The sequence below is a fragment of the Paenibacillus sp. AN1007 genome (genome assembly GCF_040702995.1).
Lineage (GTDB): Bacteria > Bacillota > Bacilli > Paenibacillales > Paenibacillaceae > Paenibacillus.
Window position 1 is genome coordinate 1,501,390 of the sequence record NZ_CP159992.1, and the last position, 21,728, is coordinate 1,523,117.

The following is a 21,728-nucleotide window of genomic DNA, read 5'->3' on the forward strand; positions in this document are numbered from 1 at the left end:
CAGCAGATGGCGAGGAAGGTGGAAAAATGGACAGATTGAATGAACATGGTGCCTGTATTGTACAGCGGGATTTTACTGTGCTTCTCGAAACGGGGCATTCGGGCTTCGAAGCAGCACGGGCACAGCTCTGCATGTACGCAGAACTTGTGAAGACACCCGCATCGTTTCATACCTATCGTATTACACCTTTATCCTTATGGAATGCGGCGGCATTAGGCTGGAATTCGGAACAGGTGACTGCCAGTCTGGAGCAGATGTCGCGCTGGAAGGTGCCCTCAGCGCTCACGCAGGACGTGCATCGGATAATGCAGCAGTATGGCAAATTAAAACTGCATGCAGAGCCGGATCATGAACGCATGTGTCTGATAAGTGAAGATCAGCAGCTGCTTGATGATTTGAGCAGCATACGTTCCATTGCTGCTTTCCGCATGCAGCGAATCAACCCGGGTGAACTTCTGCTATCAGGCGAACAGCGTGGTTTATTAAAACAGGAACTGACACGGCTGGGTTATCCGGTGTTAGATTATGCAGGTTATCGGAAGGGGACTGAACTTTTATTTGGCTGGAAGTCAGGCCGAGTTCTTCCTGAATCAGCCAATAGACTCGAGGCGAAGGAGCAGGCTGCATTTGCACTGCGCCCTTATCAGCAAAAGGCGGTGGATGCGTTCGCTGGCGGTGAAGGGATCGGCGGAAGCGGTCTGCTGGTGCTCCCCTGCGGAGCAGGCAAGACGATTATTGGCATAGCTGTTTTGGAACAGCTGCAGTGCGAGTGTCTTATTTTAACGTCCAATACTACATCTGTGCGGCAGTGGATACAGGAGATTCAGGATAAAACGACGATAACTGCGGAACAGATCGGAGAGTATTCGGGTCAGAAAAAACAGGTGAAACCGGTGACGGTGGCGACGTATCAAATTTTGACTCACCGGAAAGCGAAAGATGCGGCGTTCACCCATATTCATCTGCTGCAGGAGCGAAAGTGGGGGCTTATCATCTATGATGAAGTACATCTGCTGCCAGCACCGGTATTCCGGGCCACTGCGGATATTCAAGCAACACGACGACTGGGTTTGACCGCTACCCTTATTCGTGAGGATGGCTGTGAACAGGATGTGTTCTCACTGATCGGGCCCAAGTTATATGATATGCCTTGGAAAGAACTGGAGCAGCAAGGCTGGATTGCCGAGGTGAAGTGCCAGGAAGTGAGAATCCCCTTTTCGCCTGAATGGAGATCAACTTATGTGCAGGCTGAGGGCAAACATCAGTTTCGTCTGGCAGCCGAGAATCCGGCAAAATTAGACGTTGTGAAGCGGCTGTTGAAACGTCATCAAAATGTGCCGACGCTTGTCATCGGACAATATCTCGATCAGCTGGAGACGATTGCCCGGGAAATTGACGCGCCGCTGATCTCCGGATCGATGCCGCAGCAGGAGCGAATCAAGTGGTTTTCTGCCTTTAGAAAGGGAGAGATTCGGACCATTGTCGTATCCAAAGTCGCCAATTTTGCTGTAGATTTGCCGGATGCTGCAGTAGCGCTCGAACTGTCCGGCAGCTTTGGTTCAAGACAGGAAGAAGCCCAGCGGCTCGGGAGGATTTTACGCCCGAAAGCAGGTGAAAATAAGGCTTATTTCTATGCACTTGTATCTGAAAACAGCAAAGAACAGGACTTTGCGCTGAATCGGCAGTTGTTTTTGGTAGAGCAGGGGTATGAATATGGCATTGTACAGGAATCGGACATGTTTCATTAACACTACTGCAGAAGGGGAGGAACTTGTGTTGTCTGATCAGGGGTTCGAGATGGAGCAGGAAATACAATCGACAATGGTACGCGAAAAGGAAGCGTGGTCTGCACTTGGCTCAGCAGAGCAGCGGGTACTTGGTGCTCTTTTTCACCAACATGCAGGTCAGACCTTCTCTTCTCTTCTCCCTTCTGAAGCGTGGGCTCGGGAAGGGTTGAGCGGAGCAGAAGCCAAGCTTGCTTTTGCTGTGCTCTGCCGCAAAGGTTGGATCTGCTCTATGCACAAAAGCTGGGGGGAACGTTCGTATTATATTCCAACATGTCACCTGGCCGCGTTAACGCTTGTCTATGCAGACCGTGTGGGTCTGCATATTGCACCGATGACCGGATCGGTTAAAAAGGTTATTAAAGAAGGGAAACCGCATATCGCAGCTGAGCTGCTTCATCTGCTTGCATGGGTTCTAAGAGAAGGATTACCTGTGACAGGAAAAGGCACAATACATAAGAGAAACGTACAAAAGTTAAGCACATTAACCGTATTGTCCTGCGATGATTTTAAACATATAGAGATTTCATATGAACATGATGACCTATATCCGGTACATGTAATGATGATGCTGGATCTGCTGCTTTGTCTCCAACTGGTGCAGAAGACAGGCAAGGGGTTTGAAATTAATGAAGAGCCGTTGCGGCAGTGGTTGAAGCTGCCTTGGTCTGCGATGCATCGTGAAATTTTTCGAATCTGTATGGACCGATATGGAGCGCAAGATGCAGAAGGGCAGCATTTCCGTTATCAATTGGCACTACTTGGGCCTGGTCTGGATGAATGGTGTGTCATATTGAATGAGGAAGAGAATTTCGGGATCAAAGGCTGGGTATATGCTTTGGCTGGCTGGGGATTCGGTGAGATTGGCGAGAGTACAGCCGGGGAACTGGTGTTCCGCTGGCTGATGAATCCAGTGGATCTTTTACATGATACAGTGTGTTGGATGATTGAGCCTGATCGGAAGCAGGAAAAGGACGAGAAACGATCCGGTGGAATTTATGTGCAGCCTGATTTAGAAATTATGGTGCCGCCTGACGTATCTGCCGCGGTCTGTTGGTGGCTGGAATGCTGCAGTGAACGGATTACACGCGACCAGCTGTCCATCTATCGATTGTCTAAAGAACGGATTGTGAAGGCACACGCTGGAGGCTTTACATACGAAGCCATCGCTGATTTTTTACAGAGACATGCGGTGAACGGAGTGCCAAAACATGTACTTGCTGCGTTGAAGGATTGGACACAAGCATGTCAGGAAATAGAGGGCAGCAGCACACACCTGACATTGTCTTTGGAAGGCGTGAGAGGGCAGTCAGAGGATCAGGGCAAAGGCAGTTTAGGGGCTGCGGAGTGCACGGAAAGCCCGGAAGGGTTACTGCGGCTGCACGTTATGCCAGGGGCGATGGTGAATCCGTCTGATGCAGCACTGGATCTGCTTCAGGATGTGAATGGAAAAGCGGCATGGGATAAAAGAAAAGCTGATGTACCCGAGACATGGCACAGAGACTGGAGAAAGTATCACATGTCTACAGCACGTCAAATTGCAGTACAAGCTGTGGAATGGCAGGTGAAGTTGGGAATTCGAGAGGGGGATGAGACGTTGGTTCTGATCCCGCATCAAGTGCAGGGACATGAGCGCTGGACGCTGGAGGCATGGTGTATTGTGAATTCCGACGAAACGGCTGTGCAGACCGAATGGCGAACATTAATTCCTGATCGTTGGGATTCAATGCGCCTTATCCTGCCAGATGATGTCTAAACCTAATCGTATAAATAAAAAAATGATTTAAAACCGAATTTTCAAAGTTTCCCTTTTTGCAATTACAGGAAAAACTCTTCTTAACCATCCGTGGATATGCTATTATGAAGTAGTCTACGTAAGTAGAACTTTATATATAGATAGGATGAATAATTCATGAGCGTAGCGGAAATAAACACGGTCGATATGGCCCAAGTGTTAACGGGCGCATATGAACTGGGCGACATGATTAACCAATCTGCCGAAGTATCGGATTATTTATATTGGAAGCAGCAAGTCGAGACGAGTCCCGAGATTCAGGCAGGGATTCGGAAGTTAAATGCCAAGAAAGAGCTGTTTGAAGAAACGCAGCGCTTTGGTCACTTTCATCCAGACTATCACGCAGCCAAAGATCAGGTAAAAGAACTGGAAAAGGAACTGGAATCCTTTGAAGCGGTGGTTCGGTTCAAACAGGCTGAGAAGACACTCGACGAGATGCTGTTTCAAATGTCAGAAACCATTGCTTTTGCTGTTTCCTCCACCATTAAAGTGCCTAGTAATGACCCAAATCCCAAAGGCGGCTGCGGAAGCGGCGGCAAATGCGGGTGCAGTTAATAGCTGTCAGATGATTGTATTTCAGATTTTGTACAGACCGGGCCTTTCGAGGGCCGGTCTCCATTTATAGAAGGGCGGGGAACGATGGTGTTTGCGGAAAGAACAGGATTCATTATTTGGGTTAGTGATTTGAAAGCGGCCCGCAATCTCGAAAAATACGGTACCGTGCATTATATCTCCCGCCGTATGCATTATGTTGTGATGTATGTTAATGCAGAACGAGCCGACGATACGATGAAAAATGTAAAGCGGCTTTCCTATGTGCGCAAAATTGAGCGCTCCTATCGGAACGAGATTAAAACCGAGTATGCCAGCAAAACGATGGACAAAACAAGTTTCTACGGTATATAACCCGAAATACAGGAGGGGCCCGGCGGGTCGCTCTTTTCTTAAAATGAGGCTGAACGGACTTTTGCGAATAAAGTTAAACTTATGCCTTGAGGTTACGGGACTAATGTTGTAATATATTTGGTAATAAATAGATAGAAAGTCCTATATGGTGGAGAGTGATTCCCATGCGTGATAAGGTGATGCAACGTTGGAGCACCTACGAGCCGTTTTTTGTGGCTCTCGGAGACAAGAAAGTGGCTGACATCGTCATTACCCATCATGCAAAGATGCGGTATGCAGACCGTATTGAGCCTGCACGTAGTGATGATGACCATATTGCGGCCTGGTTATGGGAGTGTCTGAAGCAGGACCGGGTAACACCATATTACCGCAATGAACAGGACGTTTACTTAATTGATGATGATCTGGTTGTGGTTGCCGAGTTTTCCGAGCTTGAAGGAGAATATGATATTACAGGCAATCCGCTGCACAAAATGATTGTAGTAACATTTTTGGGACGTATGTCAGAAACGATTGAACTGAGAGATTTGAAGTCATATTATTCATGGCTCAGGCACTCCAGAAGAATGACACTGGTCAAAAATAGCCGCAAGCATAGATAACAAAGCAGGGTCGAGATTGCAATCATAGATGTTATGAAAGATTTTATTCGAAGATTTATTGTACTTACGCATGCAGACAAGCTGCATGCTTTTTTTTGTTGCCGGTCTGGAAATCGGATACAATATAGAAAGCGTAATTGAAGAGGGGCGAACATATGAATTTTCATCAGCTGCACATTTTTTATACGGTTGCGGAGAAGGGGAGTTTTTCCGCAGCTGCACTGGCATTACATATGACTCAACCGGCTGTGACGATGCAGATTCAATCATTGGAGGATTATTTTGGAACCAAGCTGCTGCATCGTTCCACTAAAAAAATAGAGCTGTCAGAGGCGGGGCGGACGCTGCTCCCCCATGCCAAACGAAGTGTAGAGCTGGTTAGACAGACAGATGAGGCGATGTCTGCCTTCACACAGAAGCTGCAGGGGAGACTGCAGCTTGGCGCAAGTCTAACCATTGGGGAATATGTGCTGCCTCGTATGCTGGGGCCTTTTGCACGGCAGTATCCGGATATTTCAATTGTAATGAAAGTCATGAATACCACACAGATCATGGATGAAATTCTGAAGCATCAGTTGAACTTTGGGTTAATTGAAGCGCCTGTAAACCACCCGGATATGATCGTTGAACCAGTGATGCAGGATGAATTAAAGCTGATTGTGCCAGCGGGACATGATCTGGCCGGGCGCGGCAAAGTGAATCTGGAAGAGGTAATGAATTACCCGTTTGTGCTGCGGGAGGAAGGATCGGGCACCCGCCAGGTGATGGAAGGACAGCTGAAGAAGAAAAAAATTGATCCAAGTGATATGAATGTGGTTATGGAGCTTGGAAGTACAGGTGCAGTCAAGTCGGCTGTAGAGGCTGGCGTGGGCATTACGATGCTGTCTCCTTCTTCAGTACAGCATGAACTGGCTCTCGGACTGGTTCACATTGTGGACATTCGCGGGCTTGAATTCAAACGGCAGTTTTATGCGATCCACCTGAAGTCGTCTCTGCTGCCGTTATCAGCTGTTGCCTTTTTGGGATATTTGCGTCAACAGGAACATGAGCCCGGCGAACAGGTTTAAGTATATTACGAGCTTTGGATACATGAATACAAGTAGGGATTATAAAATCAGAAGTGCCCGATCTAAAAAGTCGGTATTTCATTTGGAAAGGAACGATTACCGATGAATCAGCATCAAGGACGATGTGATCTTCATACGCACAGTCAGGCTTCAGATGGCATGCAGTCGCCAGCGGATAATGTGAAGCTTGCCAAGCGGAAAGGGCTATCTGCGGTTGCCCTGACAGACCATGATACCGTAGCCGGTGCAGCCGAAGCACAGCGGGCGGGGGAAGCATTCGATATTACAGTTGTAGCAGGGGTTGAGATCAGTACTCGGGCAGGTGATAAAGATATTCATGTGCTGGGTTATTACATCAATACTGAGGATGAACTGTTTCTGCAGCGGCTGCGCGGATTAAGAGAAGCGCGAGAAGACCGTAATCATCTGATCATTGGCAGGCTGCAGGAGCTTGGGCTCGATATAAGCTGGCAGGATGTGCTGGATGAGCTGGGGCGGCCGCTGGAGCCGGATGAGAGTATTGGAAGACCCCATATGGCTGATGTGTTGGTGAAGAAGGGATACGCTGTCGATATGCGGGATGCATTTGATCGTTATCTTGCTGAAGGCAGGCCTGGTTTTGTATCTGTGCCCCGAGTCACACCGAAAGATGCCTGTGAGTGGATTAGAGCAGCGGGCGGTGCTGCTGTGATTGCGCATCCAGGCCTCTATCAAGATGATGAATTGGTACGTGCAATCATTGCAGACTGTCTTCCGGATGGGATTGAAGTATTTCATTTAGACCATGGCCCGCAGGAGGAACGCAGGTATAGCGAGATGGCGAGAGAATATGATCTTATTGAGACAGGCGGCTCAGATTATCATGGAGAACGGCAGGGCGTTGTTTTCCATGGAGATCTCGGGAGCAGGACAGTATCGGTGGATGTGCTTGACCAACTGCAGGCGGCAGTACAGAGCAGGCGGTAGAACGCAGATTGTAAAACGATCCGGCGTGTTTAATGTCAGTCTATGCTTGAATCGAATATCCATTTTTTAACCCAAAAAATCCCCTCAGCATTTGATGGCAGGGGATTTTTTGGGTTAATGCTGCATCTCGCCCTAATGAGATAGGCTGCTTATCCATTTTTAATCGTGGATGGCAGGCTCTTGATCAATTCATCATTGGGTGTAACAAACAGCGTTTTTTGATGATCGTAGATGACAAAGCCGGGCTTCGCACCGCTTGGTTTGCGTACGTGACGAATGTAGGTGTAGTCAACAGGTACGCTGCTTGATTCTTTTGCCTGACTGAAATAAGCTGCCAGCTGTGCGGCTTCTTCCAGCGTAGCTTCACCAAAATCCGTGCTGCGAATGACAACATGAGAGCCCGGAATGTCTTTGGTATGCAGCCATGTATCGTTAGCAGAGGCGAGACGGTTAGTGACATACTCGTTCTGCAGATTGTTTTTGCCGACCAGAATGTCAATGCCTTCCGAAGAAGTGAATTGATGCACGGTTGGACGATCATTTTTCTTTTTCTTCTTGCCTTTTTTGTTCCGGTCACGCAGGTAACCCTGCTGTACAAGTTCGTCCCGAATTTCCTCGATATCATTCATAGATGCGATGGACAGCTGCTGCAGCAGGTTGTCGAGGTAGGCAATTTCATCCTTCGTTTTACCAAGCTGCTCGTGAATGACAGCGAGACTGTTTTTGTATTTGTTATATCGTTTGAAATACCGCTGTGCATTATCGGATGGCGTGAGCAGTGGATCAAGCTGGATGGTAATGCTTGCCTGATCTTCATCGTAGAAGTTAACCAGTTCCACACTTTTGTCACCCTTGTTCACCAAGTGCAGGGAAGCGAATAACAGCTCACCCCATAGTCTGTACTTGTCCGCGTCGTCCGCTTCCAGCAGGTCTTTATTGAGGTTGTCGAGCTTTTTAATGTTCTTACTGCGTTCATTCTGCAGAAAACGAAGCAGATCGCTGACTCTTTGTTTGACCGTATCCCGCTCAGCTTTGTCTCCGTAATAATCCTCCATACATTTGCTCATCGTATCGTACATTTTTTCCTGATCCTGAATACTCTGCAGACGGATGGCAGAAAAGATCATTTTACCTTTGACGTTCAGTCCCGTCACAGGGGCGTACTGATGCTCTTTTACAGGCCTAACCACTGACTCAAAAGCAGTCCACAGCTCTTGCGTATCGAACCGTTCTGAGTCAGAAGCTGTTCGCGCTGCGATCTCTCCTGCAATCAGCGGACTTATCCCGCTAAATGCATTGACAAGCCACCGTGAGGCATCTGCTCTTGTCTCTGGAGCTGTTGCTGCTGCTGCATCTGTTTCAGGTCTGTTTTCTTCTGTATCCACAGCGCCTGAATACAGCTGTTCAAACTCATCTTTGGTCACTTCCAGCGGATTGCTCTTATGCTGCTCAGGAGGTGAAGTATATGAGAAACCCGGCATGATTACGCGGTAGCTGCTGATGGATGGTGTGACATGATGGATTCCGTCCAGAATGGTGTCCGTCGCAGGATCAAGCAAAATGATATTACTGTGACGTCCCATAAGCTCAATGATGATGCGTTTAGCCGAAACGTCGCCAAGCTCGTCCCGCTGACGTACATCGATATGAATGATTCGCTCCATACCGATCTGACGGATACTCTCAATGATAGCTCCTTCGCAGTGCTTGCGCATCAGCATGCAAAACATCGGTGCCTCTGTCGGATTCAAAAATGTCTTCTCCGTAAAATGTACACGCGGATACGTTGGGCTTGCCGAGACAAGCAGTTTGCTGTTGCCGCGCTGGGCACGAAGAGTAAGCACCACATCATGACCATTGGGCTGATGGATCTTGCTGATACGACCGCCGGTGCAGCCCTGCAATTCATGTACGATGGCTCGGGTAACGATGCCGTCAAGTGCCATATTATCCACTTCCTCTCTATCGAGCATCTGCTTTACTATGCAGCATGCTTCATCTATAACGGTTTTCAGGCAGCCGCAGCATATGTAACAGCAATCTAATAAACAAGTGGCTGTCTGCAGTTTTAATGGCATGCTGTCTGCCAGGCGAAGAACGTTTATTCATACCGTGACTGAAGAACGTTTATCCATACCGCGACTAACGCGGCGTTTTACAGCAGGCAGATTCATCAATCGACATGCGAAGCTGCGCTGTCATCTTCGCAGACTTTTATTTTAGCTTATTCTGCCCATCAGGGAAAGGATTCACCTTCCGGGTGCTATTCATTGACCTGTCCGAATACATATAGAGCAGGTAGTTTGTCCGGCACAGTGTACAGCCTGCCCTACAGCATGCCGGGGAGTGATGAGAGCTTGCATTGCAGATGAAATAAGACTGGGAGGGAATTTTGGAGCATGGAACATACCAAGTGGCACCAACTAAGCGACGAAGAGCTTCGTGAAACTCTTGGCGTGAACCCGCTGGAAGGGTTGACGGACGAAGCTGCAGTTGAGAAACGTAAAGTCAGTGGTTCGAATGAACTGAGTGAGGGAAAGCGGATCTCGCCGATCACACTGCTGCTGAATCAGTTTAAGGACTTCATGGTGCTGGTCCTCATGGGAGCAACGCTTGTATCCGGTCTGCTTGGAGAGTATCTGGATGCGGTAACGATCGTGGCCATAATTGTGCTGAACGCCATTCTGGGATTTGTACAGGAGTTCCGGGCAGAACGCTCTCTCCGTGCACTTAAACAGCTGTCAGCTCCTGCCGCGAAAGTGCTCAGATCCGGGCAGGAGGTACATCTTGCGGCCAAGCAATTAGTACCCGGAGATATCATCATGGTAGAAAGTGGTGACCGCATACCTGCCGATGTACGCTGGCTGGAAACAAACAGCCTCGATGTAGAGGAGTCGGCACTCACGGGGGAATCTGTGCCTGTCAGCAAACACTGCAGACCCATCGCCAGTGAAGATGTGCCGCTGGGGGATCAGAAAAACATCGGTTTTATGGGAACGATGGTCACGAGGGGTACAGCCAAGGGGATTGTCATCCGGACAGGTATGGATACAGAGATGGGGAAAATCGCTGACCTCATCCAGAATACAGAGGAGCAGGAGACTCCGCTGCAGCACAGACTGGAGCAGTTAGGCAAAATTCTGATCTTTGTTGCACTCGGACTAACGGTGATGGTGGTCGTCGCAGGAATCCTGCATGGACAACCCGCAGTAGGTATGTTCCTGGCAGGTGTCAGTCTGGCTGTGGCAGCCATCCCGGAGGGCTTACCGGCTATCGTTACGATTGCACTGGCGCTGGGTGTACAGCGAATGATCAAACGTAAAGCCATTGTGCGCAAGCTGCCATCGGTGGAAACACTGGGCTGCGCCTCGGTGATCTGTTCTGATAAAACAGGCACATTGACGCAGAACAAGATGACAGTGACTCATGTGTGGCTTGAAGGACGAAGCATCAAAGTGACCGGAGACGGTTACGCACCAGAAGGTCATATGCTGGAAAATGATCAAATCATTGAATTGAAGAGCGACCAGTCACTCCGAAGAATGCTGCAGATCAGTGCGCTGTGTAACAATGCCAGTATTGTGGAGACGGTCCTCCATGATCAAGGCGAAAAGAAAAAGGGTAAGGAGCCCAAAAAGGACAGCAAAAAAGGACGGAAAAAAGGTCAGCAGGAGGAAGATCAGGTTAGTGCCAGTCAGGTGATGTGGGAATTAAAAGGTGATCCCACAGAGGGGGCTCTGGTGGCGATGTCTGCCAAAATGGGACTTACTCCGACCGGACTCAAGGAATTATACGATCGGGAGCAGGAATTTCCGTTTGATTCGGAACGTAAACGTATGTCGGTTATGGTTAAACATCAGGGCGGCCGTATGATCTACACAAAAGGTGCACCGGATGTACTGATCGAACACTGCAGCTATATTTTATGGGAAGGCAAAGTGGTTCCGTTTACCGGCACACTGCGTCAGAGAGTGATGGCTGCTAATGAAAGCATGGCAGGTAACGCTCTGCGTGTGCTCGGTATGGCCTATCGTGAAGTCAAGCCCAAAGAACATGTCGCAGACGAACATGCTGCAGAGAGCCAGCTTGTATTTGTTGGACTTGCAGGAATGATTGATCCCCCTCGCCGTGAAGTACGTGACGCCATTGCCACTTGCCGCAAGGCGGGGATACGTACGGTCATGATCACGGGGGATCATGGAACGACAGCAGAAGCAATCGCTCACCAGCTTGGGATTTTACCACGCGGAGGGGCCTCGTTAAGCGGACAGCAGCTGGCGGGGATGACGGACGAACAACTGGATAAACAGGTGAACGACATTTATGTATTTTCCAGGGTATCGCCTGAGCACAAGCTTCGTATCGTCAAATCACTGCAGCGCAAAGGGCATGTTGTGGCTATGACAGGTGACGGGGTAAACGATGCGCCTGCTATCAAGGCTGCAGATATCGGAATCGCGATGGGCATCACGGGAACGGATGTGACCAAGGAGGCTTCCTCCCTTATTTTGAGTGATGATAACTTCTCGACTATTGTCGCGGCCATTGAAGAGGGGCGCAACATTTATGAGAACATTCGCAAGTTTATCCGGTATTTGCTGGCCTCCAATGTAGGCGAGATTCTGACCATGTTTTTCGCGATGATGATGGGTCTGCCGCTTCCGCTCGTGCCGATTCAGATTCTGTGGGTCAACCTCGTAACGGATGGTTTGCCAGCGATGGCGCTCGGGGTAGATCAGCCGGAAAAAGATCTGATGGAGCACAAGCCGCGCGGCGCGAAAGAAAACATTTTTGCCCGCAGACTGGGTTGGAAAATTATCAGCCGCGGTGTGTTAATCGGATTGTGTACGCTTGGTGCTTTCTGGCTCACACTTCAGGCTGCACCGGATCATCCGGGGCAGTTGATCAAAGCGCAGTCCGTTGCTTTTGCAACTTTGGTTCTTGCCCAGTTGATTCACGTATTTGACTGCCGCAGTTCGCGTTCCATCTTCCACCGAAATCCGCTGCAGAATAAATATTTGGTTCTTGCCGTCATCTCATCGGTTGTGCTGATGCTGGTGGTGATGTATGTGGAGCCGCTGCAGCCTATCTTCAAAACGGTGCCTCTCGGTCTGCGAGAGTGGGCAATCTGTATCGTAGCTGCAGGCATTCCAACGTTCCTGATGGGGGCGGGAAGTGTCTGGGGCGGACGCCGCAACCGCCGCCGTATGGGCGGTCCTGGACGCTTCGTACCGAAAAGTACAAAGTTTTCAGCATAAAATCAATAGCATTTAATGACCTGTTTCGGTATGCTATCCTCAAAATGGTTCAAAGCGCGAGCTTGGATCTTTTGCAGGATAGCTTTTTTATATGCTTGGTATGCATGATATGAAGATTAGCTATAAATAAACTATAAAGCTTTGGCAGCAGTCTGCCAAAAGGAGTGGGCACGGTTATGGAATTTACGAAAATGCATGGACTTGGCAACGATTTTATTATTGTATTTGGGGAAAAGGTGCTTCCGGCAGACGCGGCTGATCTTGCGGTCAAATGGTGCAATCGATTCTTCGGCATCGGAGCGGACGGCCTGGTATATATACTGCCTTCGGAGAAGGCGGACTTTCAGATGCGCATCATGAATTCAGACGGTTCGGAAGCGGAGCAGTGCGGTAATGCCATTCGCTGCGTGTCCAAGTACGTATACGACCATGGGCATGTTGACCGCGAGCAGATTACGATTGAAACGATCGGAGCAGGTGTTCAGCCTGTAACTCTCAATATTCGGGATGGCAAAGTGGAGACGGTTCGGGTAGATATGGGCGAGCCGATTCTGGATGGGCTTCAGGTGCCTACGACAGTGGATGCGAATCCGGTAATCGATCATAACATTGAAGCAAACGGGCATGGCTTCAAATTCACGGCCGTATCCATGGGTAACCCCCACGCGGTCATCTACGTAGATGATGCGGTGAACTTTGATCTGACCACTTGGGGACCGCTGCTTGAGGTGCATCCCATGTTCCCCAAAAAAATCAATGTTGAATTCGCAACGGTACGTGACCGCGGATATGTCGATATGCGTGTATGGGAACGCGGGGCAGGGCCGACACTGGCCTGCGGAACAGGGGCTTGTGCAACTTTGGTGTCCTCCGTACTGAATGGTCACACGGATCGTACAGCAGTGATCAGTCTTAAAGGCGGTGATCTTCACATTGAGTGGAGCGAGGCGGATAATCACGTATATATGACGGGACCCGCAGAAGTTGTTTTCAAAGGAAAGACTGCATAAATACGAGTAGACGGTATACCGAAGAGGCCTGCGGGCCTCTTTTTTTTATCAGATGTGGACTAGCTGTCCAGCTATAAAGGACGAATTTACGGTTTGGATGGCAAAAATGTCTACTGGAGCCGGACATACAGCAAATACCTGTGTTTTTCTTCGTTTTTTAACGTTTTTTGTGTTACATTAGTATGAAATGATCATAGTCAAGCGGGGGGAAATGGGATGAAGGCAGATTTACGCACCGTGATGAAGCAGCGTGTCCTTGTTGGTGATGGGGCTATGGGGACATTTCTATATCAGATGGGGTTTCCCGTCGGGATCTCCTATGAAGAGTTGAACTTGATTTCACCTGAAGTTGTGGCTGACGTACATCGCCGTTATCGTGATGCAGGGACAGATATATTCGAGACCAATACGTACTCGGCGAATTTTGACAAGCTGTCCAAGTTCGGACTGGAATCCAAAGTGGAGGACGTGAACCGCGCAGGTGTCCGTATCGCCAAAGAAGTAGCAGGTGCAGAGGGGTATGTACTTGGTGCTGTGGGTTCTATACGCGGCGGCAAGCGCACGAACGTATCTACCAGTGAATTGAAACGGTTCTATCAACAGCAGATATATGCCCTGCTGGATGAAGGCGTGGACGGTATACTGCTCGAAACCTTCTATGACATCGAAGAGATGGATATTGCTCTTCTGCAGGCCCGCAAACTGAGTGACCTGCCTGTGATTGGGCAGTTCGCTGTTGAGGATGTGGGCCATACGCTGGATGGTTACACGATGCCTGAAGCATTCCGTATTATGCGCGAACAGGGGGCAGACGTTATCGGTTTTAACTGCCGATCCGGTCCGAACGGTATTATGCGTGCAATGGAGACGGTATCCGGACGCATCGGAGTTCCGATGTCTGTATTTCCGAATGCGGGTGCGGCGGATTACGTAGATGGCCAGTTCCGTTATGGAGCGACACCTGAATATTTCGGTCAAACGGCAGTACAGTTTGCAGATCTTGGAGCGCGCATCATTGGCGGCTGCTGCGGAACAACGCCTGATCATATCACTGCAATCAAACAAGCGCTCGAAGCATACGTGGCGTCGCCGATTGCAGAACCCGATCCGGCAGAGACCCTGCCGCGCATCGTGCTTCATGAGAATGTGGATGAACGCGCAGGGCGCGGAGGCCAGCCAACCATTGTTGATCTGGTCAAACAGCGTCACACCGTTATCGTCGAACTTGATCCCCCGCGTGATCTGGACGTTGCCAAATTTATGAAGGGTGCCGAAACATTGAAAGCTGCAGGAGCTGATGCTCTTACGCTTGCAGACAACTCTCTTGCTGTAACACGCATGAGTAATATGGCACTTGGACATCTGGTACAGGATCGGACAGGTCTTCGTGCACTTGTGCATATCGCCTGCCGTGACCGTAATCTGATTGGAACCCAATCCCACATGATGGGCTTTGATGCACTTGGGATCAACCATGTGCTTGCTGTAACAGGCGACCCTGCAAGGTTCGGGGACCTGCCTGGTTCCAGCTCGGTGTACGACCTGACATCATTTGAAATTATACGGATGATCAAACAGCTGAATGACGGTGTTGCTTTTTCAGGTAAACCGTTAAAACAGAAGGCCGGGTTCGTTATAGGAGCTGCTTTCAACCCCAATGTAAAACATCTGGACAAAGCGGTACAGCGGCTTGAGAAGAAAATAGCCTCCGGGGCAGACTATATTATGACGCAGCCGATCTATGATCCGGAATTAATCGTTACGATGCGTGAGGCAACCAAGCATCTGGACATTCCTATTTTTGTCGGTATTATGCCGCTAGCAAGCGGCCGAAACGCAGAATACCTGCATAACGAGGTTCCAGGTATTCAGCTCTCGGATGAAGTACGCTCCCGGATGGCAGGATTGGAAGGCGAAGAAGGCCGCGCCATGGGGGTAACCATTGCGAAAGAGCTGCTTGATGTGGCCGCAAAGCACTTTAAGGGCATCTATCTGATGACTCCGTTTATGTTCTATGGCATGACTGCCGAACTGACCCGATATGTCTGGGAGAAATCGGAGCATCAATGTCCTACTTGTTTCAACCCTAATAATCAATTACAATAGTAAAACGGATGTGATGCCGATGTCATTCAGTATGACCGGATACGGTCAATCCGCCTTTCAATATGGCGGCTACAAGGTACAATTGGAGATCAAATCAGTCAATCATCGTTATTGCGAGGTCATGATGCGCCTGCCGAGAGAATGGACGTATTATGAGGATGGTTTGAGAAAAATCGTACAGGGCCGCTTGAAGCGTGGGCGGATTGATGTTTATGTAATGAAAGAAAAAGAGGAAGACCAGGCTCTCCCCGCTGTTCTGAATGAACAGGCGGTCAGGGCCTATCTGCAGGCTGCAGAGCAGCTCGAGACTCAATTCGGAATGCAGGGCAAGCCGAGTATTGTGGATATGCTGGGGCTGCCGGATGTCATGGTTCAGCCGGATGGGACAAGTTCTGTTCCGGAAGAACAAAAGGACGAATGGGAGCAGGTGCTGCAGGCCGGATTGAATGAGGCTTTGTCCAGTCTGGAGCAGATGCGCGCTCGCGAGGGTCTTCATCTGGCCAGTGATCTGGAACGGCGGATTACCCGCTTGGAGTCACTGCACACCGAGATGCTTGAACTTGCACCAAGTGTGGTGAGCGATTACCGCAATAAGCTGAGACAGCGTCTTACGGAACTGCAGGAAGATGGCTCTTTCCCTTTTGATGAGCATAAATTGGGTATGGAAATCGCAGTCTTTGCCGATCGTTCCAACATTGAAGAGGAGCTTACGCGTTTACTCAGTCACTTTGGACAATGCAGAGAATTGCTGAAGAGTGAGGACCCTGTAGGCCGTAAGTTGGATTTCCTGATTCAGGAGATGAATCGGGAGGTTAATACGATTGGATCAAAAGCCAACCACTTGGCTCTGGTGAACCGTGTTGTCGAGATGAAGGCGGAACTGGAGAAGATTCGTGAGCAAGCAGCGAACATCGAATGAACGGCCAAATTTCGGCAGAAGAGTCGCATGTATAGGGGGAAGAACCTGATTATGGCAATCAAACTCATTAACATTGGATTCGGTAACATCGTATCGGCGAACCGGATTATATCCATCGTGAGTCCGGAATCGGCGCCGATCAAGAGAATTATACAAGAGGCCAGAGATCGTCACATGCTGATCGATGCAACCTATGGACGACGTACACGTGCCGTAATTATTACGGATAGTGATCACGTTATCCTGTCTGCTGTTCAGCCTGAAACGGTCGCCCATCGTCTTTCTTCGAAAGATGATGATAACGACGAATAAAATGGAGTGTAATATGTCTAAGGGATTACTGATAGTGTTGTCCGGCCCGTCCGGGGTCGGGAAGGGTACAGTATGCAGCGCACTGCGCAAACGGGTGCCGAATTTAACGTATTCGGTATCAGCAACCACTCGTCAGCCGCGTCTAGGTGAAGAGCATGGGGTGAACTATTTCTTCCACTCGCATGATGAGTTTCTGAAGATGATTGCCGAAGATCAGCTGCTGGAACATGCAGAATATGTTGGCAATTATTACGGTACTCCGCGTGATTTTGTGGAGAAAACCATTAATGAAGGCCGCGATATTATTCTCGAGATTGAGGTTCAGGGTGCACTTAAAGTGAAGGAGAAATTCCCTGAAGGAATTTTTGTTTTCCTGCTCCCGCCTTCTTTGGACGAGCTGAAAGATCGCATTCAAGGTCGCGGCACGGAAAGCCAGGCCACGATTGATCACCGTATGTCCGTTGCAGTCGATGAGATTAATCTGCTGGAGCAGTATGATTATGCTGTGGTGAATGATGAAATTGATTTGGCCTGCAAGCGAATAGAAAGTATCATTATCGCCGAACATTGTAAGATCAATAAATAATCCTTTTTGCCGCCGCGTACAGCGATATTCATGGGGCTGTTGTCATATCATGTTAAGGTTAAGGCTCAGCCTGGACTTTCTGGAACATGGAGGACACGCAGTATCAGGGTCCTGTCCGGCGGCAGCTTGTGATTATACTAAAGCAAAGAGGTGTTTTGTTAATATGCTGTATCCTTCAATTGATGAAATGATGAACAAAGTCGACAGCAAGTATTCCCTGGTTGTTGCTGCATCCCGCCGGGCTAGACAGCTTCGCGAAGGTGAGAAATCCGAGCTGCGAAACGCGAAATCCCATAAACAGGTTGGCGTTGCACTGGAAGAAATCTACGGAGATCATCTGGTAGTAATCAAAGGACAGGACGAAGAAGAAGAGTAAGCCCCTCGGGCTGCTCTTCAACTGCATAGGCGGAAGCCCGAATTATTTTGACAACCGCGAGGTTGTTATTTTTTTACGAATAAGCCTTAATCAGATTCTATCATTACTACGTGTACAGACGTCTTAACATTATCGGGGGATATAAATATGTTGAACGGTAAAAAAATCGTGCTTGGCGTAACAGGGGGCATAGCGGCTTACAAAGCAGCGACATTATGCAGCAAGCTGGTGCAAAAGGGAGCGGATGTACATGTTATTATGACCGCTTCGGCAGCACAGTTTATTACCGAATTAACGCTGCAGACCTTGACCCGAAATGCAGTATATACGGACACATTTGATGAACGTGAGCCGGCTGTAGTTTCTCATATCCATCTCGCCGATCTAGCTGATCTGGTGCTGGTCGCTCCGGCGACAGCAAATGTGATTGCCAAGATGGCACACGGAATGGCAGACGATATGCTTACAACCACACTGCTTGCAACCACTGCGCCAGTGATGATTGCGCCTGCGATGAATGTGCATATGTACGATCATCCAGCGGTGCAGCACAATATGAATCTGCTGGCCGAACGGGGCACATTAATGATTGAACCGGGCGAAGGACTTCTGGCCTGCGGGTATGTAGGCAAGGGACGACTGGAAGAACCGGAGACGATTGTAGATGTAGTGGAGCGTTTCTTTGCGCAGGGTGAGCTGGAGGGGCAAGTGCAGGATCAGGTGCAGCGTCAGCGGCATAACCAAGTGCAGGTAGAAGAAGCTCAGGCATCACTGCTAAAAGGCAAAAAGGTCGTCGTTACCGCTGGTGGTACGGTGGAACGCATTGATCCGGTTCGTTATATTACAAATGATTCTTCCGGAAAAATGGGGTTTGCGATTGCTGCCGCTGCGCGTGAACTGGGAGCAGATGTGAAGCTTGTTCTGGGTAATACACAGGCACAGCCGCCAACGGATGTAGAGATGATTCCGATTCAGTCTGCACAGGATATGTACGAAGCGGTAGCCAGAGAATGGGACACTGCGGATATCGTCATTAAAGCAGCCGCCGTGGCTGATTATCGCCCGAAGGAAGTTTATACGGAGAAAATCAAGAAAAAAGGCGACACCCTTTCGCTCGAACTTGTGAAAAATATAGATATTTTGGAGACGCTGGGGAAAAGGAAGACCCATCAGTATTTGATCGGTTTTGCTGCCGAGACCCAGTCGCTCGAAATGTATGCACGTGAGAAACTGGAACGGAAAAATTGTGATCTGATCGTAGCCAATGATGTTACCCGTTCGGGGGCAGGATTTGGAACAGATACCAACGCGGTGCACATCTATGACCGTGAAGGGTTGGTAGAGGAGCTTGAACTGATGTCCAAGAAAGAGGTGGCACATCGTTTACTCCGAATTGCGGCGGAGCGCATTGCCGGGAGGAATTAGAAGATGGAGATTGCCAAGGTCATTGTCGATGTGCCTGTGAAGCAGACCGACCGGCCTTTTGATTATCTGGTTCCCGACTCCATGAAAGAATGGATTGAGGTGGGGAGCAGGGTAGGTGTACCTTTTGGACATCGGACCGTGCAGGGATTTGTTGTTGATCTGGTTCCCCGTACAGGAGAAGAATCATTTAAACTGAAGCCTATTCAGGAGCTGCTCGACATTGTGCCGCCGCTCTCCAAGGATTTGGTGGAGCTGGCAGCATGGATGAGTGATCGATATGCGAGCAACCGGATTCTGTCTCTGCAGGTGATGGTGCCGACGGCATTAAAAGGAAAAGCCGAGCGGTATATTTCGCTGGGAGAAGCGCTGGATGGACAGACTGCCGGAGGTTCTTCCAATGAGGAAGTTCTGTTTGTATGGGGAGAAGAATCCACAACGGAGAAGGTACAGCAGGATATTATCCGTTTTGTCAAAAGCCGGGGACAGGTGCCCCTGCAGCAGTTAAGCCGCAAATATCCGAATCATGCAGCCTTGATCAAAAAGCTGCTGCTGAGCGGTGTGCTTCTGGAAAGTCAGGTAATTAAGGACAAGCTGAATAAAAAAACGATGAAATCCGTGAATCTGGCTGTGGATATTCATGCTGCGGAAGAAGCGCTTGCCTCATTCCCGGCCAAGGCGCAGCGTCAGAAAGAGATTCTTTCTTTTTTGCTGGAGATGAAGGATTTGCTGCCCATGCCTTTGAAGGAAGTTTTGTCTACTCTGCAAGTTTCGGCCGCAGCCATTAAGGGGCTTGAGGAAAAAGGGTTGGTTATGACAGAGGACGTGGAAGTTTTCCGTGATCCGTATCAAGGCAGACGTTTTAAACCGACAGAGCCGCTGGAATTGACTGAGGAGCAAAAAGGAGTTTACAGCAGCATTAATGGGCGTTTGCAGGAACAGCGTCATGGTGTTTTTTTACTGCACGGTGTCACCGGAAGCGGCAAAACAGAAGTCTATCTGCAGACGATTCAGCAGTGCATTAACCAGGATAGACAAGCAATCGTGCTTGTGCCAGAGATTGCCCTAACCCCTCAGATGGTGGAGCGTTTCAAAGGACGCTTTGGCGATCAGGTCGCAGTCATGCACAGTCGTCTGTCTGGCGGTGAACGTTATGACGAATGGCGTAAAATCCGGGAGGGACAGGTGAAGGTAGGGATTGGCGCCCGTTCTGCCGTATTTGCTCCATTCAGCCGGCTGGGGCTGATTATTATGGACGAGGAGCATGAGACTTCATATAAACAGGAAGAGACACCTAAATACCATGCGCGTGACGTAGCTGTCAAAAGAGCGCAGCAGCATCAGGCTGTAGTAGTTTTGGGTTCGGCTACCCCTTCGCTGGAAAGTTATTATGCTGCGCGCTCGCAGAGCAGTGATGATTTTGCCCCTCTTTTGCTGGAAATGCCTACAAGGGCGCTTGGCAACAATCTGCCGACGGTACGTATAGTCGATATGCGTGAAGAATTGAAAGATGGCAATCGTTCCATGTTCAGCAGAGCGCTGCACAAAGGGATCGAGGAACGGATGGAGCGGGGGGAACAGACGGTACTGCTGCTTAATCGCCGCGGGTATTCAACCTTTGTGATGTGCCGCAGCTGCGGATATGTAGCGGGTTGTCCTGAGTGTGACATCTCTTTAACGTATCACCAGCGCTCCAACAATTTACGCTGTCATTATTGTGGATATGCGGAAGCGGCCCCCGAAACCTGCCCGGATTGCGGCAGTGAACATATTCGGTATTTTGGGACAGGAACCCAGCGGGTTGAGGAAGAACTGGCCAAGCTTTTTCCGGGCATTCGGGTGATTCGGATGGATGTGGATACGACGACGGAAAAAGGCTCTCATGAAAAGCTGCTAAAACAGTTTCGGGAGAAAAAAGCAGATGTACTGCTGGGGACCCAGATGGTTGCCAAAGGACTGGATTTTCCTGACGTGACTCTGGTAGGGGTCATCACTGCGGATTCAGCATTAAATCTGCCGGATTTCCGTGCCGCGGAGAAGACGTTCCAACTGCTCACACAAGTGGCAGGGCGGGCGGGACGGCATCAATTGCCGGGTGAGGTCTTTGTACAATCGTATACGCCGGAGCACTACTCGATTGGACATGCAAGCCAGCATGACTACGTATCCTTCGTACGGGAGGAGCTGCTTCACCGCAGAAATCTGCAGTATCCGCCATACTGCCGCCTGATTCTGGTGACATTCTCCCATGAACAGCTTCCTGTACTGATTCGATTAGCTGAGAACTATACCCGGCTGCTGAAAGAGAAAGCGAACGCTGCCGGATGGCTGGGCAGTCTGGATCGTTTCAGTAATGAAGCCTTTGATGTGCTTGGCCCCGTAGCTTCGCCTATTCCACGGATCAAGAATAGATACCGATTCCAATGTATGATAAAATGGCGTGGGGATGTGGACGCCATCGGTCTGGCTCTGGCAGTGGCCCGGCACATGGACGATGATGTTCAGGCCCAGAAGCTGCTTATTAGTCTTGATGTAGACCCGCAGATGTTAATGTAGACATTTCACAGTTCTTTTCATAATAACGTGGATGTGAACAAGCGGTATAAACATAGATTAAAA

17 protein-coding genes are annotated in these 21,728 nt (G+C 49.3%); 16 read left to right on the forward strand and 1 reads right to left on the reverse strand.

Going from position 1 to position 21,728, the window contains the following annotated elements; genetic code table 11:
• Nucleotides 1-26 precede the first annotated feature (26 nt).
• From ABXS70_RS06790 to ABXS70_RS06820, 7 genes are all read left to right on the forward strand, one after another.
• On the forward strand, nt 27-1,748 hold the full coding sequence (locus tag ABXS70_RS06790; protein WP_342551947.1) for a DNA repair helicase XPB: 1,722 nt from the start codon (nt 27-29) through the stop codon (nt 1,746-1,748).
• A 28-nt stretch (nt 1,749-1,776) separates the two neighbouring features.
• Nucleotides 1,777-3,540: a helicase-associated domain-containing protein gene (locus tag ABXS70_RS06795; protein ID WP_342551946.1), complete on the forward strand. Its 1,764-nt coding sequence runs from the start codon at nt 1,777-1,779 to the stop codon at nt 3,538-3,540.
• Nucleotides 3,541-3,696: 156 nt separating this feature from the next.
• Entirely contained in the window at nt 3,697-4,134 is a 438-nt protein-coding gene (locus ABXS70_RS06800) for a YlbF family regulator (protein ID WP_342551945.1), read from the forward strand.
• 87 nt (nt 4,135-4,221) lie between these two features.
• Complete coding sequence (locus ABXS70_RS06805; protein WP_026080981.1) at nt 4,222-4,485, forward strand: YlbG family protein; 264 nt, start codon at nt 4,222-4,224, stop codon at nt 4,483-4,485.
• A gap of 164 nt (nt 4,486-4,649) precedes the next feature.
• Nucleotides 4,650-5,087 (forward strand): hypothetical protein, encoded by a 438-nt coding sequence (locus ABXS70_RS06810; protein WP_090923653.1) that lies wholly within the window; start codon nt 4,650-4,652, stop codon nt 5,085-5,087.
• A gap of 155 nt (nt 5,088-5,242) precedes the next feature.
• Nucleotides 5,243-6,154, forward strand: a complete 912-nt coding sequence (locus ABXS70_RS06815) for a selenium metabolism-associated LysR family transcriptional regulator (RefSeq protein ID WP_342551944.1) — start codon at nt 5,243-5,245, stop codon at nt 6,152-6,154.
• A gap of 102 nt (nt 6,155-6,256) precedes the next feature.
• Nucleotides 6,257-7,120: a PHP domain-containing protein gene (locus ABXS70_RS06820; protein ID WP_366294906.1), complete on the forward strand. Its 864-nt coding sequence runs from the start codon at nt 6,257-6,259 to the stop codon at nt 7,118-7,120.
• Between the two features lie 149 nt (nt 7,121-7,269).
• On the opposite strand, the gene ABXS70_RS06825 is transcribed toward ABXS70_RS06820, so the two are convergent.
• Entirely contained in the window at nt 7,270-9,066 is a 1,797-nt protein-coding gene (locus ABXS70_RS06825; RefSeq protein ID WP_342551942.1) for an NFACT RNA binding domain-containing protein, read from the reverse strand.
• Nucleotides 9,067-9,519: 453 nt separating this feature from the next.
• Here ABXS70_RS06825 and ABXS70_RS06830 point away from each other — a divergent pair, with 453 nt between their 5' ends.
• The 9 genes from ABXS70_RS06830 to priA all read left to right on the forward strand — a co-directional run bounded on the left by ABXS70_RS06830 (nt 9,520) and on the right by priA (nt 21,665).
• On the forward strand, nt 9,520-12,378 hold the full coding sequence (locus tag ABXS70_RS06830; RefSeq protein WP_342551941.1) for a cation-translocating P-type ATPase: 2,859 nt from the start codon (nt 9,520-9,522) through the stop codon (nt 12,376-12,378).
• A 176-nt stretch (nt 12,379-12,554) separates the two neighbouring features.
• A complete protein-coding gene (gene dapF, locus ABXS70_RS06835) occupies nt 12,555-13,388 on the forward strand; it encodes a diaminopimelate epimerase (protein WP_342551940.1) in 834 nt (277 codons plus the stop codon).
• Between the two features lie 216 nt (nt 13,389-13,604).
• Complete coding sequence (locus ABXS70_RS06840; protein WP_366294911.1) at nt 13,605-15,494, forward strand: bifunctional homocysteine S-methyltransferase/methylenetetrahydrofolate reductase; 1,890 nt, start codon at nt 13,605-13,607, stop codon at nt 15,492-15,494.
• A gap of 19 nt (nt 15,495-15,513) precedes the next feature.
• Nucleotides 15,514-16,413 (forward strand): YicC/YloC family endoribonuclease, encoded by a 900-nt coding sequence (locus ABXS70_RS06845; RefSeq protein WP_342551938.1) that lies wholly within the window; start codon nt 15,514-15,516, stop codon nt 16,411-16,413.
• A 51-nt stretch (nt 16,414-16,464) separates the two neighbouring features.
• Entirely contained in the window at nt 16,465-16,725 is a 261-nt protein-coding gene (gene remA / locus ABXS70_RS06850; RefSeq protein ID WP_006209218.1) for an extracellular matrix/biofilm regulator RemA, read from the forward strand.
• A gap of 13 nt (nt 16,726-16,738) precedes the next feature.
• On the forward strand, nt 16,739-17,311 hold the full coding sequence (gmk, locus tag ABXS70_RS06855; protein ID WP_342551937.1) for a guanylate kinase: 573 nt from the start codon (nt 16,739-16,741) through the stop codon (nt 17,309-17,311).
• A 163-nt stretch (nt 17,312-17,474) separates the two neighbouring features.
• Entirely contained in the window at nt 17,475-17,687 is a 213-nt protein-coding gene (gene rpoZ / locus ABXS70_RS06860) for a DNA-directed RNA polymerase subunit omega (RefSeq protein ID WP_272037527.1), read from the forward strand.
• 147 nt (nt 17,688-17,834) lie between these two features.
• Complete coding sequence (gene coaBC, locus ABXS70_RS06865; protein WP_342551936.1) at nt 17,835-19,112, forward strand: bifunctional phosphopantothenoylcysteine decarboxylase/phosphopantothenate--cysteine ligase CoaBC; 1,278 nt, start codon at nt 17,835-17,837, stop codon at nt 19,110-19,112.
• 3 nt (nt 19,113-19,115) lie between these two features.
• Nucleotides 19,116-21,665, forward strand: coding sequence for a primosomal protein N' (priA, locus tag ABXS70_RS06870; protein ID WP_366294918.1), 2,550 nt, complete (start codon nt 19,116-19,118; stop codon nt 21,663-21,665).
• The last annotated feature ends 63 nt before the right edge of the window (nt 21,666-21,728 follow it).

Bases quoted from the DNA above. Each gene is read 5' to 3' on its own strand.
- priA (WP_366294918.1), top strand. From the start codon at position 19,116: ATGGAGATTGCCAAGGTCATTGTCGATGTGCCTGTGAAGCAGACCGAC.
- ABXS70_RS06825 (WP_342551942.1), bottom strand. From the start codon at position 9,066: ATGGCACTTGACGGCATCGTTACCCGAGCCATCGTACATGAATTGCAG.
- ABXS70_RS06820 (WP_366294906.1), top strand. From the start codon at position 6,257: ATGAATCAGCATCAAGGACGATGTGATCTTCATACGCACAGTCAGGCT.
- ABXS70_RS06790 (WP_342551947.1), top strand. From the start codon at position 27: ATGGACAGATTGAATGAACATGGTGCCTGTATTGTACAGCGGGATTTT.
- ABXS70_RS06845 (WP_342551938.1), top strand. From the start codon at position 15,514: ATGTCATTCAGTATGACCGGATACGGTCAATCCGCCTTTCAATATGGC.
- ABXS70_RS06810 (WP_090923653.1), top strand. From the start codon at position 4,650: ATGCGTGATAAGGTGATGCAACGTTGGAGCACCTACGAGCCGTTTTTT.
- rpoZ (WP_272037527.1), top strand. From the start codon at position 17,475: ATGCTGTATCCTTCAATTGATGAAATGATGAACAAAGTCGACAGCAAG.
- ABXS70_RS06815 (WP_342551944.1), top strand. From the start codon at position 5,243: ATGAATTTTCATCAGCTGCACATTTTTTATACGGTTGCGGAGAAGGGG.
- ABXS70_RS06840 (WP_366294911.1), top strand. From the start codon at position 13,605: ATGAAGGCAGATTTACGCACCGTGATGAAGCAGCGTGTCCTTGTTGGT.
- ABXS70_RS06800 (WP_342551945.1), top strand. From the start codon at position 3,697: ATGAGCGTAGCGGAAATAAACACGGTCGATATGGCCCAAGTGTTAACG.
- coaBC (WP_342551936.1), top strand. From the start codon at position 17,835: ATGTTGAACGGTAAAAAAATCGTGCTTGGCGTAACAGGGGGCATAGCG.
- remA (WP_006209218.1), top strand. From the start codon at position 16,465: ATGGCAATCAAACTCATTAACATTGGATTCGGTAACATCGTATCGGCG.
- ABXS70_RS06830 (WP_342551941.1), top strand. From the start codon at position 9,520: ATGGAACATACCAAGTGGCACCAACTAAGCGACGAAGAGCTTCGTGAA.
- gmk (WP_342551937.1), top strand. From the start codon at position 16,739: ATGTCTAAGGGATTACTGATAGTGTTGTCCGGCCCGTCCGGGGTCGGG.
- dapF (WP_342551940.1), top strand. From the start codon at position 12,555: ATGGAATTTACGAAAATGCATGGACTTGGCAACGATTTTATTATTGTA.